Source organism: Enterococcus sp. DIV0802b (genome assembly GCF_050543535.1).
GTDB lineage: Bacteria > Bacillota > Bacilli > Lactobacillales > Enterococcaceae > Enterococcus_D > Enterococcus_D entomosocium.
The window spans coordinates 886,605-902,250 of record NZ_CP172941.1 but is presented as its reverse complement, the minus strand read 5'-3'; the positions used below and the strand labels follow the sequence as shown (position 1 = coordinate 902,250).

Here is a 15,646-nt window from a genome sequence, read left to right as displayed (position 1 = left end):
CCAGCTCCTTCCTCTTGCGTCACACCAAAAAAGATTAAAGTGTAACGATTACGTTTTGTATCATATCACACTCAAACATAGGAAGCAAGCAAAACTATTTCTTCTTTTTGTTATTTAACACGTGAAGAAAACGTCATATGAATTTGTTTTCAATCGTTGCTGTCATTGGCGGCAAGGTAACAGGAACCTGTAGCTTTTGATCGCGCAAAAAAACCACCTGATCTTTAAGGAATCACTGGTCGGGCTTTTCAAGCAGCCCATGTCGTGATCCTTTATCAGGTGATTTCTTTCGGTTAATTTACTGATTTGTTCTCATGTGATGCAAGCCATTCACTGATCGCCTGCAAGCGTTCTATCCGCAAGTTCGGCAAGCCATTGCGTGATAAACCATGCGAGGATTGAGGAAACAGTATCAGCTTCGTATCGACGCCTTTACGCTGCAACGCCATGTAAAACTGCTGTCCTTGTTCTTGCGGACATCGCAAATCATTTTCCCCATGGAGGACTAGCGTAGGTGTCTTGACTTGGCTGGCATAGGCCAAAGGCGACATCTTCCAAAGTCCTTCGGTCTCATCAAGTTCCCGCAACAATTGGAATTTGACGAAGGCAGGTCCAATGTCGCTCGTCCCATAAAAGCTGATCCAATTTGAGATCGAGCGTTGCGTAACTGCCGCACAAAAACGATCCGTATGACCAACGATCCAGTTGGTCATAAAGCCACCATAGCTGCCACCAGCTACATGGATCGTGTTCGTATCGATTTCTGGATGGTTTGCCACCACGGCATCAACCCCCAACAGCAAGTCTTGATAATCTTTATTGCCATAATCACCTAAAATCGATTTGACAAACGCCTGACCGTACCCTTGCCCGCCACGAGGGTTCAACAAGATGACCCCATAGCCGTTAGCGGCATGGACTTGCATCTCGTGGAAAAATGTTTCGCCGTAGCAGACTTGCGGACCGCCATGGATGTACAAAATTGCTGGATGACTTTCTTGTGTTTCGGTCGGGGGCAAATACCAGCCTTGAATTTGCCAACCATCTGCTCCTTCGTACCAAAACGCTTCGGGTTTACTGATCGCTAACTGTGACATAATTGCTTGGTTGGGATCGTATAGATCAGTTACTTCGCCACTTGCTAAGTCAATCAAGCCTAAGCGACTAGGGATCGTTGTGGTCGCATAAGCAACAGCAAGTTTGGCTTCCGAATAGATCGCCGCATCAAGGATATCCATTTTTTCATCAAGCAGTTTGGTCCATTCTCCTTGGATCGAGGCGCGGTACAATTGTAGCTTGCCATGCTCCGTTACGGGTACAAGGAATGTGTCATCCGTCAACCAGGTGATCGCTACGCCGCGATTTTTTTGTTGAAAATCACTGATGATCGCATTGCCAAAAGCAACATCTAACTCCTTGGAAAGATTTTTGACTGCTTTCGTTTTTAAATCGATCAAAAATAAATCATCCAAGGTCACAAATCCGTAAGAGAGGTCATTGCCTAATAATAGCAGCTGATCATTGCGCGCTGCAGCAAAAGTATACGTTCCTTCTGGCAGAATGTTTTCTAAACTTTCTGTCTTTTTCGTCTGGCTATTTAGGAGACAAACCTTCGATCCATAGTCCCACTCGTCTTCTTCCTCTTTGTCAAAAGTGAGAAACAAAGTCTCTTGATCATCCGCTAAGCCAGAGAACACAAAGGGATACTTATGCTCAAAAATCAGTTCCGTTTCTTGTGTCGCGATCGTTTTTTTGATGATCGAATGTTTTTTTTCTTTTAAAAAGCCGACGCCATCCGCCAAATAATTGACTTTCGTAGTAGCTTTTACTTGTGGAAATTCCTTTTGCTTGTCCGTCTTTTCTTTGTCGTCTTGATTCTCTGAAACCGTCTCCTCTTGTGCCAGCTGGTAATAGATAGCTGTTGCGTCTTGCTTCCAAAAATAGTCGCCCAGACCTTTTTCAGTCACAAGTGCTTGGGGCTTGCCGCCGGACACCGACATCGTCCATAACGTACTTTCACCTTTCTTTGGATCGGTCGTCACAAAACTGAGCCATTGCTCATCTGGCGAGACCTTTAGGCTGTTGTGGGTCGTCGCTTCTGTTCCCCACTCACGCCTTTCGTTGGTCTTTGGGTCAATACTATAAATCGCTGAATCATACGTATTGGTCTCTTGGTTGACTGCCGTTTCCAAGTAAAAAACCTGATTTTGCCCCACGGCAGGTTGCGCAATCGTTTTCAGTTCAAACAGTGTCTCATTCGTTATTTTTTCCATCCATTTCCCTCCAAATATACGTATTTTCGCAGTAACTATCTACTAGTATATCAAAAGAAACGAATTTTTCTGCATTTTTTAATAGTGAAATCCTCGCAAATTCGCTACTTCTTCAAAACCAGCCGACATCCCTGTCTGCCTTAAGATCTCCTGCCCATTTTCTAAAAGGGTTAAGGTGATTTCCGTACTGGCGCTTTCGCGAATGATCCGATTCATTTGTCCAATAGAAGGTGCTAACAACGAATGGCCTTCTTTCGTCAAAACTTCGATCGTCAGCAGCCACTGTTTTTGTTTGAGATGGATCACTAAACGGTCTTCCGTGCGTTTGACATCATGAATCTTTGCGCCATGATAAGTAGCAAAACGATATTCTTGGCTGCCGACTTGCAGAACACAAATCGTTCCCAAAAAAGCAAAACCCGCAAAGGGAATGTCGGCTGCGGAGAAAAAGAACCGAACATCTGGCGCATCAAAGCTGTTGCACTGAACCCAAATATAAGCTGCTGGAAAGGAGGTTCCCCAATCTTTTTCCAAATAACCGATCCCGTTCGTAAAATCGATTGGTTCTTCGTTCCAGTACAGCGTACCTTCTAAGGTATGACTCATGCTCAAGACACCGTGGTAGCACTCCATAAATGACAGATACGAAAAAGGCCCCATGATACTCGGCGCATAACGTGTCCGCTGAATCGGTTTGTGGTCGTTGTATTTTAATGCTCCTTGTACTTGAAGATCGTTATTTTTTAAAGAGACTTGAATGCCTGCTTCACTAAAGATATTGTCACCAATCGTTACTTTACGCTCCTCTTCTGACACTTGAAAGTCAGTTTCCGGAAAGGAAAAGTAATGCGCGCCCTCATGATTGATCACTTGAATGAACACTTCTTTGGTCCCGTCTTTTTGAATCGAAAAACCAGGAATAAAAGCATAGACTTCTTCACCGATTTGGTGCTTATGGTACCAGCCTTCAAAAAAAGCGGTCTGCTTGTCGTGGCCGTGAAAGAACCGATCTGTTGTCAACATCTTGATTTCCCTCCGTTTCTTTTTTAAGTGTAGCATGAAGCAGAAAGATTCCTCAGGATAATGCTTTTTCTATGTAAAAAAAGCCAGAAACAAGTAAGACACTTGTTTCTGGTTTTGCTTATTGCTCTTTCATCACTCGACGGGTCCACCAGAGAAAAATAAGAAACCCTACAACTAACAGTGTCAAAAATCCGCCGGTCATCCACGATCGCTCACCAATGTGATAAAATACCAAAGCTTTTTGCAGGCAACCAAGCAACACAAATACCCCCAGTAGAAAAGCGATCGGATAAAAAGCTTTTTCTTTGCGAAATACAACAAAAACGATCGCCGCTACCAACAAACTGCCAACCAATACTACATCAAAAGGAAATGCGATCGTCAGGAGCCACCAGTTTGGAGTCAGCAGATTGATCAGAAGTGAAAGACCAATCCATCCACTCATAACGAGCCAAAGAGAGCCAAAACAAAACGCTTTCTTTGTGCCCTTCTTTTGATAAATGGTTTTGCTAATGACTGAAAAAATCCCAATGACCGCTAACACGGTTACCAGCCCTGTCAAAACATAGGCCAAAAGGTTAAGAACCAGTGGTCCTTGATTTGTAAAATCAGCTATAAACTTGATTCCCCAACTGATGCCAATCGCTAGATACGCCAATTTGAGACGCTCTTTAAGATTGCTCTTTGGCGTGTTTGCCAATAGTTCATCTGCCACCCCTTTCGGATCATTGCCAAAATAGTGTTGCGCCTCTTCTCCATGAGTTTGTGCTTCTAATAAATCCATTGCAATCGCGTATACCTGCTCTGTGACTTTATGCTCATCGTAAAAAAGGCTGGAAAGTAAGAGGTAGCTTCGAAAATCATCAAAAAATTGGCGATTTTTCTCATTGAATTGTTGCTCGATCAGATTGGTTTGCTCTCGCCAATAGGTCGTCTCTTGTTTATTTACCATGTTTCCTCACTCCTTAAATAATTCTTCGACTTTCTTCATTAGGTTCGTCCATTGTTCTCTAAATTGTGCTAAATAGTCTATGCCTTTCGGGGTGATCGAGAAATACTTACGATCAGGGCCTTCAGGTGATTTTTTCGTCTCAGAGGTAATAAGTTCTTGTTTTTCCAACTTCTGCAGCAAAGGATAGATTGTGCCGCCAACGATCGTTTCAAAGCCTCTTTGCTTCAGTTCCTGTACCAGTTCATAACCATAAATCTCTTTTTGAGCAATCACTTGCAAAACACACCCTTCCAAAACCCCTTTTAGTAATTGCGTCTCTTTCACGATTTCCCTCCTTTGGCTCCCTTTATCTAGTTTGTTATACAAACTAGTGTTATACCTAGTATACGTGTTTGTCACTAGTTTGTAAAGCACACTAGTGTTAAAAATAAAAACGGTCTTTTCAATAAGACCGTTTTTATCAAACTCGATGCTCTTTTTCTAAATGACAATATCGATATCCTCGGGTAAAAGGCTCTTGTAAAAATATACTTTATTCCGCTTTGATTCTAAAACCATTAGAATAATTTTTTCGGTGCAGTCTTTCAATACCTGTTTAAATACAGCTTCCCCTTCAGTATTCTCAGTGGCACCTTTTTCCTCATCGTATCCTCTACAAGAGAGAAGTGCAAGGTCAAAATGATAGGTCCTGAGCTGATTGACTGCTGTAACTGAATTAACGGTAAACTTTTTGTTCGTTACCGTCCCGCCAACGATGGTCACCTCAGCAGCAGTATGTTCCGATAGTAGTGCGGCAGTTAGCACACTATTGGTTACCACTCGTAACCCATGAATTTTTTTCAGGTAAGGGATCAGGTGCAAAGCTGTGCTCGAACTGTCCACGAAAATGGTCATATCGTCCTCAATATACGTCACTGCACGTTCTGCAATTCTGCGTTTTTCTTCATCATTGACATAATTCCCCACTTTTGTCAGATAAGCCGCATCGACCTTCTCTGAATCGATCAGCACAGCACCACCTCGGGTACGTCTGATTTGTTCTTCGTTTTCCAGTTCAATCAGATCGCGTTTGACCGTAGCATCACTATAATGTAAGAATTCAACTAATTCCCCCAGAGAAGCAAATTTCGTTTCATTTAAATACATCATGATTTTCTGCTTACGCTCATCTTTTGCTTTCCCCATACATTAAACTCCTTTAAAAAAGAGATTCCCACCAATTTAATCCTGTACCAATCAATCATTTCATTTATTATCTCTGATAAAAACGTGCTTTGTCAACCGTATTCAGCAGGGTCAACTTATGGCGTACAACAGCTTTCACATCTTTTATTGGTTGTATATATACTTGATTTGGTTCATACATAGCAGGGTTTTCCGTCAATACTTTTCTGACTGAATCAAAAAATACGGATTTCAAATCAGAACTAAGATTTACTTTACATACGCCATATTTTACAGACTCTCGCACTTCATGATCTGGGTTTCCTGACCCACCATGCAATACAAATGGTAAAGCAATACGATCGTTCAACTTTTTCAATAAATCGATGTTCAACTTAGGGGTGATATTTTTTGGATACAACCCATGAGCCGTTCCAATTGCAATGGCAAGGGTGTCAATGCCGGTAGCACGTACAAAGTCTTCGGCTTGGTCGACATCTGTGTAAATAATTTCTGCAGCTCCCCCTTCTGCGGAACCGTTGTTCCCAATCGTACCAATTTCTGCTTCAACGCTGACACCAACCATATGTGCCAGTTCAACAACTTCTTTCGTGATTTTTTTATTTTCTTCGTAATCGGCTAATGATGCATCGATCATCACCGAGGTATAGCCATTACGGATCGCCCGCATGACATCGTAGATTGATCCCCCGTGATCCAAATGAATAACGACTGGTACCTTACTTTTTAATGCGTACTCCCGCACTGTCGCTATGAAACAATCTCCTAAGTATTCGATCTCATCAGGATGAATTTCTAAAATGACTGGTGCATCCTGTGCCTCAACTTCTTCCATGATTGCTTTTAACATATCAAAACTGCAAATATTAAATGCTGGAACAGCAAATTTATGTTCTTTTGCTACAGCAAGTAATTCTTTCATTGTCATTAACATTGTGACATTCCTCTTTTCTTTTGATTCGTTTCGCTTCAACTTATAAATAGTTTCTAAATCAGTTTTCCTTCATCGGTTGGTTGGCGTTCCATTTCAGTTCTAGATTTTTTCAAAAACCCTAACATCAATGCTGTAACCACCGTTCCAGAAACGATTGCCACGACATACATCAACGGATTGTTCAATACATTGGGAATCGGTAAGATCCAGATACCACCATGTGGAGCTAATGAAGTTACGCCGACACCCATTGATATTGCAGCAGCGGTTGCTGAACCTGCCATCAAACTAGGTATTACTCGTAATGGGTCAGCGACAGCAAATGGAATCGCACCTTCAGTAATATAAGATAATCCCAAAACCCAGCAAGACTGAGCAGAAGTTCGTTCTTCTTGAGTAAATTTTTGCTTAAACAAGATAGAAGCCAAGGCAATGCCTAGAGGAGGTGTCATCCCGGCAGCCATACAAGCCGCAATTGGTGCATTAACTCCTGCCGACATCAAACCAATACTAAAGGTTGAAATCGATTTATTGATGGGACCGCCCATATCAGCTGCCATCATAATGCCTATCAGTAAGCCGAATACCACACCACTCGTAGAACCAAGTCCATTAAGCCAATTCGTCAAAGCATCCAATACATAAGAGATTGGTTTATCAATGAAATAAAACATGGCAAAGCCAGTCACAGCAACTGAGATCAAAGGAACAATAATCAACTGATAGAGTGCCGCAAATGATTTTGCTACTGTTACTTTATTCGCTAAATAATCCGTAGCATACCCAGCGAGTAAACCACCAACCATCCCACCTAAAAAACCAGATCCTCCACTTGCCGCCATCGTTCCCGCAACCAAACCAGCGGCAAAGCCCGGTCTACCGGCAACGGAAGTGGCAATTCCTGCTGCAAGTGCAGGAACCATCAATGCAAAAGCCGTATTCCCACCAATCGTGCTTAAAACTTCGGCAATTTGATTGTATGATGGATCGCTAGGATCAGCTGCATTGATCCCAAAAGCAAAACTAAACGCAATTAAAATTCCACCAGCAATAACCAAAGGCAACATGTAATTAACGCCATTCATGAAATGATTATAAATGCCAGCTTTCTTTCCGGATTCGTTTGAAACATGCTCGGCTTGGGCAACCGTGGTCACTTCTACCCCATCAATTGCCTCTTGAATTACTTTTTCTGGTTCTCTGATTGCTCTTGCGGTTGACACTCTTTTAACTTTTTTTCCAGCAAATCGGTCAGTCTGTACTTCTTTGTCAACCGCTAAAATGACAACCTCTGCCTGTTGAATTTCTTCTGTACTCAAAATGTTTTCGACTTTTACTCCTTGTGTCTCGATTTTGATTGTATATCCCAATGATTTTGCCGTTTTTTCCAGTTTTTCAGCAGCCATATACGTATGCGCAATTCCAGTCGGACAAGCAGAAATACCGACAATTTTCATACAGGTTCCCTCTTTTCTGATTGATTTGATTGAATATTATTAATAATATCTGAGGCGTCTTTTGCCTTCTTTACTGCATTTCGAAATCCTTCGTGCATCAACAATCGTGCGAGATTGCTTAAGATGATTAAATGATCGTCAGTACTCTTTTCAGGTACTGCGATGACAAAAGAATAGGTGACAGCCGTTCCGTCAATTGCTAGATAATCAGTAATTGGACTCGACTTTACGAAGGCGATTGCGGGCCTTAGTACTGCCTTACTTTTTGCATGAGGAATACCAAAATGATCTTCAATCCCAGTAGAGGTTTGTTTCTCGCGACGAAATAAATCTTTTTTGTACTTCTTTATATTACTGATAACTCCTGAGGACTCGAATAAAACAGATGCTTGAGTAAACAATTCTTCTTTTGTCCGAATTTGCTCATCAAATAAAATGAATCGTTCATCAATCAGTTGACCGATATCCAATTTCAACACCTCCATTTTTTGTAATCGTTTTCGAAAACTTGCCTAAACTATACCATCGTGAACTAAACAGTTCAACACTATGAGCTATTTAATGCAAAAGAACGAAAAAAAGTGGGGTACGTTCATAAAATTGATCTATAAAAGTCAAAAAAAGAACAAGGAACGACAAATCATCGTCCATTGTTCTCTTATTTCGATTAATACCTATACTAAAAATTTTCTTGAAAGAAAAACCGCAAGTAAATCTCTACTTTTCTTCCATTCCCGATCTCTACACTTACAAGACATTCTTTCGAATCAACTCTCATGTAATAAAACGTGATTCAACGTTTCACCCCACGTTGATAGGAATCATTGTACGCTTGAAAGGACTTATCGTGAAGTTTAGCCGCTGCATCTGCCAACCAGTTGACATTTCTGATCAACGCGCGGCCTTGTAAAACCAAATCCACTTGATTGGTTTGCAAAAGATATTCGCAAAGATCAGGATTATCCAATAAACCGACTGCTGCTACGGGAATATCGACCACTTGCTTGATGGCTGCAGCAAAGGGCACTTGGTAGCCATCATAGATCGGAATATTAGGCTTTTTATCCACCACACCACCGGTTGAGCAATCAAGACAATCAATGCCATCTGCTTGAAGCCATTGGGCTACTTGCTGCCAATCTTCCAACGAATTTTGGCGTCCTGGTTCTTCATAGTCTGTCAGTGACAAGCGCATCCACAATGCCCCAGAAAAGACCGCCCGAACTGCTTGTACCGTTTCTTTTACAAAGCGATACCGATTCTCTAAGGAACCACCATACTGGTCGGTGCGTTGATTGACGAATGGCGAAAGAAATTGGTCCATCAAGTAGCCATGAGCCCCATGAAGTTCGATCATCGCGACACCCGCATTAGCTGCTCGTTGGGCAGCCTGAACAAAACTGTCTTGCACCCGTTTGATCTCCGCCAGGGTCATTTCTGACGGTAACGGGTAGCGTTCGTTAAAGGCAACGGCACTTGGTGCCAAAGGATTGGTGGCATCAACTGCTTTTCGTCCTGCATGGCTTAGTTGGATGCCTACTTGCGCATTGAAACCATGCAGCAGTTCCACCAATTTCGTCAGTTCTGTTTGCTGTTCTTCATTCCATAACCCTAGATCATTGTTTGTGATTCGTCCGTCTGGTTCAACGGCAGTTGCTTCGATAATGATCAATCCGGCTTTGCTTAATGCTCGTGCCCCATAGTGAACAAAATGAAAGGGCTCCGCAACACCGTCTTCTTTTTTTACTTCATACATACACATCGGCGACATAACGACGCGGTTGGCCAATGTTAAATTCGCTAGCTTCACTGGTGACAATAGTTTGGACATGTTGACACTCCCTCAACGATTTTTCGCTTTGTATTTTTCTCTATATTCAGTATAAACAGCCCCTTCAAAAACACAAGCAATGACCCTTTTTCTCATTTTTAAAACAAAAAAATAGACGCATTCTGCTTGCTCCCATGACATTGGAACAATCAGCTGCCTCTTCCCACTATTATTATACCGCATCCAGAGTCAAAAAAATAGACTAGTATTTTTGGTGGATGCCCGTATAATTGAGTTACTTTGGAGAATGGATGTGAGTCTGAATGAACAACCTAAAGGCTGAAAAGAAGCATCTCGCAGACACGTACCAGCAATTGCTGACACGAAAGACAGTGCTGAACAGTTTCTTGACTGAAGGCAGAAAAAAAGATCGCCTTGCGATGCAAAGCATCGGCGAAGAGATTCGCTTAAACTTTGATAATTTTGCTGACCGTTTAGATACTTTTGCTGCCATCGAAAGTAAGAATCGTGAGATCGACCAAATGAACGCCGCTCTTCAATCTGCTGAACGTGAATTAGCTGCCATCGACCGTCTTCTGGATAGTCCCTACTTTGGTAAAATCTCCCTACAATTTGAAGATGAGGAAACGATAGAAGATTTTTACATTGGGATCAATGGTTTTGTTAATGAAAATAAGGAAGGGCTGATCTATGATTGGCGCTCCCCAATTGCCGAATTGTTCTATGCCAAACGCTTGGGTCCGGTCTCTTATCAAGTGAACAATCAGACGATTTCTGCCGTTCTTGAACAACGCCGTCAATTTATTATCGAAAAAGATCAATTGAAGCAAGCCTTTGATACCTCAGTGGCGATTCAAGATGACGTGTTACTGGCAGCCCTTGAAGCCAATAATAGCCAAAAAATGCAGGATATCACTGCTTCGATCCAACACGAACAAAACGTCATCATCCGTGACTTAGCGCATAAAAACCTACTGGTCAACGGTGTTGCTGGAAGCGGAAAAACTTCTGCTGTCATGCAGCGGATCGCCTTTTTGCTGTACCATTTTCGTGAAGAGATGACCGCAGAGAATGTCTTGATCCTCTCCCCGAATTCGCGGTTTATTGATTATATTTCGCAAGTGCTGCCTTCCCTCGGTGAAAAAAATCCATTGACGTTGACCATGCGGCAGTTTTGCCAAGCATTTCCTAGCGTTGACTTAGAATCGGAAGAGGCTTATTTTGACCGCATCCAGCAAGCACCCAGTGAAGCAATCGAACTTTTACGCAGTGCTGACTTCAGCCGCTTTCTTCAATCCTTGAGCAAACAGCTGCCAGAAGAACTTGTGCTTCAGTTTAAACCAATCAAAAGAAAAAACGTCGTCCTTTTTTCTGAAGAAACGATCGACACTTTCTTCCAAGAAACACCGAAACAGGCACCCTTGCGCGATCGCATCCAAGCTGTCAAAAAGAAATTGGCTTACGCTTGGGAGGAACGATTGCAAAAAAATGCCTTAGCAGCGAATGTTCACGACCAAGTTCGTTCTTTGACTGAAGATGAACAACGATCCCTTTTAGGGACAGTTTTAAAAGATGATTCAGAAAAAACGATTCAGAAAGCAGCCCTTCGCCTCCTAAAGAAAAAATATGCAAAAGTTACGAAACAAATCAACGACCTTACGTGGTTTGATACGAAACAATTGTTAGCAGACAGTGCCGACTATTTTACTCATGGACAGATCACTTTGACGCAAACAACAGATAGTTTGGATTATACTGTTTGTCTATTGCTGATACGTCATTTGGTGGCCGAAAAACAACCTGTCCCTGCTTTGCGCTATCTCTTTATCGACGAAGTCCAAGATTATACGCCAGCACAACTGCAGTTTCTATTATGTCTTTTTCCTATGACCGCTTTCACCCTCGTGGGGGATCAGCAACAGGCGATTTTTACAAGTGCCATCACCGTATCAGAAATCCAAACGATATTTCAACAACAGGCGAAATCCCTCGAAACGTATCAGCTGACTACGAGTTATCGGTCTAGCGGTGTAATCACACGGTTATTTGCTCAAATGCTACCAAAAGAAACCAATTTAAACATCTCTGCCGTTCGACCAGCAGGAAAGTTGCCACAGTTTTATGCCAATCTGACTGACGTTGCCTTGGTAGACATAGTAAAGGAACTTAAGCAGCCAGTAACGATCATCACAAAAGATAGTCGATCCAGTGAAGAGCTTAAACAATTCTTCGATAAACAGGCCGTGTCATTTCATGGAACGGTTTTACCGATTCATCTTGCCAAAGGATTGGAATTTAAGCAGGTTCTTTTATATGATGTTTCAGCAGAAAATTATCATACCGATCAAGATCAGCGGATTCTCTATACGGCGATTTCTCGTGCAATGGAAGAACTGATGGTAACTTCAAAAACGACCTTTTCACCGTTTCTCACTATTTGATAGTAGAACGAGAAACCTCCTATTTTCTATAGAATCTTGATAAGATTTGAGAGAACCCTGTCTTGTCTCTCTGGGTAATTCTCTTGTCTGACCGATTTAGAAAGCGATCGATCAAATAAAAAAGCATCAACGCGATTGCGTTGATGCTTTGCTTTTGATTTGATTAGCGATGGATGTAAGTATATCCAGATGCGCTCAATGTTGCAGTGTTTGGTCCACCAGGACTGTCAAAGCCCATTCCGCCTTGAGAGATCGTGATCGTATTGTTTGATGGGTTGTATGATTCAACATAGGCTACGTGACCATAAGTTGGATCAGCAGTCCAAACGCCACCAACTGATTGACCAGCGGCAAAGACTACAACAGCACCGGCTGCTGGTGTACCATTGACAGTGTACCCATCAGCTGCAGCTGACGCACCCCATTGGGCCCCGTTACCCCAGTAAGTACCTACCCAAGGAGCGCGGTTTTTCACGTACCAAGTACATTGACCCCAAGCATACATGTTCCCTGAGCTTGAATGATCTTTTCCGCCGCCTGTAGAAGTACTTCCGGTAGAATCATTGTTTGATGAAGAGTTTGAACCTGAGTTACTTGAACTTGAATTGCTTGAACCATTGTTCGAAGAGCTTGTGTTCGATGAACTTGAGCTGTTAGAACTGCTAGTATTGCTTGAACTTGAGCTTGTGTTGCTTGAAGAACTACTTGTTGCTGTTTCAGTAGAAGCAACTGTATTTTCTGTCGTGCTCTCTGTTGATTGGGCAGCAGCTTCTTCTTGTGCTTCTTTCAAAGCAGCAGCTTGTCTTTCTTCTTCTGCTTTTTGAGCAGCAGCAGCTTCTTGTTGTTCTTTCAAGATACGGGCTTTTTCAGCTTCCGCTTCTTGTTTTTTCTTGTTCAATGCATCTTTGTCTTTTTCAGCAGTTGCTTGTTCTGCTGCTAAGTTTGCTTTCAAGACATTTAAATCAGCTTGTTTTGCTGCAATGGCATCTTTTTGTTGGCTAAGTTCTGCTTGGTTTGCAGCAACTTCTTGGATCTTGCTTTCGTTTTCTTTGACTTTGTCTTCAACATCTTGTTTGTCTTGTTTTTGTTGTTCAACTAAATCATTGTTTGCATTGACGATCGTTGTCATCGCTTGTACGCGACCGATAACATCCGTTAAAGAATCTGCTTGTAAAACAGCATCAATGAAATTGGTGCTTTGACCGTTAACTTGTACATCACGGGCTTGCTTTTGAATTGCTTCTTCACGTTTGGCAATACGCAATTTCAATGTTGCGATTTTGTCTTGCAATTTCTCAGCTTCTTGACCTAACTCAACTTGTTTTGCTTCTAATGAAGCAACTTTTGCACTCACTGTTTCAATTTCTGCTTCTAGAGAATCGATCTGTGATTGGGCGTCAGCTTGCTGACCTTTAAGAGAATTGATTTTTTGGTCTTGCTGCTCGATTTGATCATCAATGGAATCTGCAAATGCTAATGCAGGTGCTGCAACTGCGGTTAATGTTAGTGAACACACCATTAATGCTGATAACAAACTATTCTTCACTCGTTTTTCCTCCGACTAGCTGGTTGATTTGACAGATGAACTGCCTTTATAAAAACTTAATTTTGTCTAAGAAAGTTTAATGTTCGATTTAACGACAAATGAATTCTACCATAATGATATGACACACAGATAAAGGAAATGTTACAAAAATGTTTCAATCTAACACTTCCTTTATCTCAGCGATAAATAACAGAACAATTAAAGACCGTTAAATCAATGTTTCTGAATGAAACACCGCGTTTTCTTTTCATTTTCAAAAAATGATGTTCTTTCTATTTTAGTTATTTTTATCACATAAAAGCACCTAAATAAGAGCACTTATAGTTTTTTCGGAATTATCTTAACAAGAAAAACTATGAAAACAAGAAATCTTTCAAAAAAAGACCCTTTATGTGACAAGATTCCTTTTCCTTCCTATAATAAATAAAACAAACGAGGAGGGAATCGCGATTCGTACACACAAAAAATGGTTTTGGCCATTGGCACTTCTTACACTTTTTGTCACCTGTTTCCTGTTATTCTTTCAATTTCGTAAGGTGCATGAAGCCGATACACCTTTGCAACAGGCAAGCAACAGTGAGTTTTGGCTCTTAAGTGATATTCATTTTCTTTCCTCCACGCTTCATGATAATGGCGAAGCCTTTCAGACCTTCACGCAAGGAGCTGCTGGCAAAGAGATGATGTATCAAGAACAATCAATCGAGGCCTTCACCGCTCAAGCCTTAAAGGAGAAACCAACGGGAATTATTTTGACCGGTGATATGACGCTCAATGGCGAGAAAGCAAGTGCTCAAGAGTTGGCAAGATTGCTTGAACCATTGCAAGAAGCTGGCATTATGGTTTTAGCATTACCTGGCAACCACGAGATTTACAATGGTTGGGCGCGAGCATTTCAAGGTGAAAAGGAATACTATGCCGATCAAATCAGTCCTGAGGATTTTCAAACGATTTTTGCTGAAGGTTACGAAAAAGCCAACAGTATCGACAAGTCTTCCCTTAGCTACAGCATTCAGTTAAATGACAAGTATCGCCTCTTTTTACTAGATTCATGTATCTACGATTCTGAGGTTAATTGGGATGAGCCTACAACGAATGGTGAGTTGAAACCAGCTACTCTAACCTGGTTGGAGGAGCAATTAACCCTGACAAAAGAAGCAGAGCAAGTACCACTGGTCTTTTTACACCATAACTTGTTCAGTCATAATAAATTGTTACAAGACGGTTATGTTCTCAACAACGCCTCTGAGACTGTCGCTTTGTTGGAACGCTTCAACGTGCCAGCCGTTTTCTCTGGTCATATCCACATTCAAGACATTAACGAAGGGAATGATTCGCTTTATGAAGCAGTCACTGGGTCTTATTCAACAGCAGAATTAGGCTACGGCGTCCTTTCTCTTTCTGACAAAGATATCGACTACGAAGCTCGGCAGATTGATCTCGATGCTTGGGCGGCTGAAACGAAGCAAACTGATGAACAGTTACTGGACTATCAAAACTACCAGAAAAGTATTTTTGAAAATGACACCGACCAACTGGTCCGCGACCAATTGTCCGCCGTGTCTGAACTGTCAGAAGCCCAGATCACACAACTTTGCACGTTTGTCACGAAGCTGAACACGGCCCTTTTTACTGGCAATGATACTTACTCAGTCGAGGAAATAGCTGCCATCAAAGACTCCGAGGAGTATCAGTGGTTAGCGACCTATTCTTACTTTTTGAAGCAATATGTCGATTCAATGCTCGACGATCAAACCGATGATCGCAAGCTGACGATCCCCCTCACAGCAGAATAAAGCCAAAAAGTGTCTTCTTCCTTTCTTTTAGGAAAAAGACACTTTTTCTTTTCTAATGAACGATAGCCCTCTCGTTTGGGTAAACGAGAAGGCTATCTGACGAGTCAATATTTATTCTTTGAAAGTGCAGCATACTATTACTACTATTATTTATTTCTCATTTAAACGATACAATCCCTAACCTCTATTGTATCCTTGTAACTCTGAAGTTACGCCAGGTTTGAATAAATTTCTTCAAAACAAGTAACGT

At 41.8% G+C, this 15,646-nt stretch carries 12 protein-coding genes; 2 read left to right on the top strand and 10 right to left on the bottom strand.

The features are described 5' to 3' along the window. Nucleotides 1-293 precede the first annotated feature (293 nt). From IGJ12_RS04055 to IGJ12_RS04015, 9 genes are all read right to left on the bottom strand, one after another. Nucleotides 294-2,273 (bottom strand): S9 family peptidase, encoded by a 1,980-nt coding sequence (locus IGJ12_RS04055; protein ID WP_420657463.1) that lies wholly within the window; start codon nucleotides 2,271-2,273, stop codon nucleotides 294-296. Nucleotides 2,274-2,351: 78 nt separating this feature from the next. Continuing rightward, a complete protein-coding gene (locus IGJ12_RS04050; RefSeq protein ID WP_420657462.1) occupies nucleotides 2,352-3,296 on the bottom strand; it encodes a tocopherol cyclase family protein in 945 nt (314 codons plus the stop codon). A 118-nt stretch (nucleotides 3,297-3,414) separates the two neighbouring features. Beyond that, on the bottom strand, nucleotides 3,415-4,248 hold the full coding sequence (locus IGJ12_RS04045) for a hypothetical protein (protein ID WP_196044300.1): 834 nt from the start codon (nucleotides 4,246-4,248) through the stop codon (nucleotides 3,415-3,417). A 6-nt stretch (nucleotides 4,249-4,254) separates the two neighbouring features. Then, on the bottom strand, nucleotides 4,255-4,572 hold the full coding sequence (locus IGJ12_RS04040) for a PadR family transcriptional regulator (RefSeq protein ID WP_430619385.1): 318 nt from the start codon (nucleotides 4,570-4,572) through the stop codon (nucleotides 4,255-4,257). 156 nt (nucleotides 4,573-4,728) lie between these two features. Continuing rightward, nucleotides 4,729-5,433 carry a DeoR/GlpR family DNA-binding transcription regulator gene (locus IGJ12_RS04035; protein WP_008377293.1) on the bottom strand — a complete coding sequence of 235 codons (705 nt, stop codon included), beginning with the start codon at nucleotides 5,431-5,433 and terminating at the stop codon, nucleotides 4,729-4,731. A gap of 67 nt (nucleotides 5,434-5,500) precedes the next feature. Further along, a complete protein-coding gene (locus IGJ12_RS04030; RefSeq protein WP_196044298.1) occupies nucleotides 5,501-6,367 on the bottom strand; it encodes a ketose-bisphosphate aldolase in 867 nt (288 codons plus the stop codon). 53 nt (nucleotides 6,368-6,420) lie between these two features. Continuing rightward, nucleotides 6,421-7,824, bottom strand: coding sequence for a PTS fructose transporter subunit IIC (locus IGJ12_RS04025; protein ID WP_016613797.1), 1,404 nt, complete (start codon nucleotides 7,822-7,824; stop codon nucleotides 6,421-6,423). Next, nucleotides 7,821-8,303: a PTS sugar transporter subunit IIA gene (locus IGJ12_RS04020; RefSeq protein ID WP_308169228.1), complete on the bottom strand. Its 483-nt coding sequence runs from the start codon at nucleotides 8,301-8,303 to the stop codon at nucleotides 7,821-7,823. The genes IGJ12_RS04025 and IGJ12_RS04020 overlap by 4 nt, the downstream gene beginning before the upstream one ends. Before the next feature lie 314 nt (nucleotides 8,304-8,617). Next, nucleotides 8,618-9,655 carry an NADH:flavin oxidoreductase/NADH oxidase gene (locus tag IGJ12_RS04015; protein WP_086332109.1) on the bottom strand — a complete coding sequence of 346 codons (1,038 nt, stop codon included), beginning with the start codon at nucleotides 9,653-9,655 and terminating at the stop codon, nucleotides 8,618-8,620. A gap of 263 nt (nucleotides 9,656-9,918) precedes the next feature. On the opposite strand from IGJ12_RS04015, the gene IGJ12_RS04010 reads away from it, so the two are divergent. Continuing rightward, nucleotides 9,919-12,057, top strand: coding sequence for a HelD family protein (locus tag IGJ12_RS04010; RefSeq protein ID WP_061053849.1), 2,139 nt, complete (start codon nucleotides 9,919-9,921; stop codon nucleotides 12,055-12,057). Nucleotides 12,058-12,220: 163 nt separating this feature from the next. Here IGJ12_RS04010 and IGJ12_RS04005 read toward each other — a convergent pair whose 3' ends face one another. Further along, nucleotides 12,221-13,603 carry a CHAP domain-containing protein gene (locus IGJ12_RS04005; RefSeq protein ID WP_430619384.1) on the bottom strand — a complete coding sequence of 461 codons (1,383 nt, stop codon included), beginning with the start codon at nucleotides 13,601-13,603 and terminating at the stop codon, nucleotides 12,221-12,223. Between the two features lie 392 nt (nucleotides 13,604-13,995). Here IGJ12_RS04005 and IGJ12_RS04000 point away from each other — a divergent pair, with 392 nt between their 5' ends. After that, nucleotides 13,996-15,396 (top strand): metallophosphoesterase, encoded by a 1,401-nt coding sequence (locus tag IGJ12_RS04000; RefSeq protein ID WP_430619383.1) that lies wholly within the window; start codon nucleotides 13,996-13,998, stop codon nucleotides 15,394-15,396. The last annotated feature ends 250 nt before the right edge of the window (nucleotides 15,397-15,646 follow it).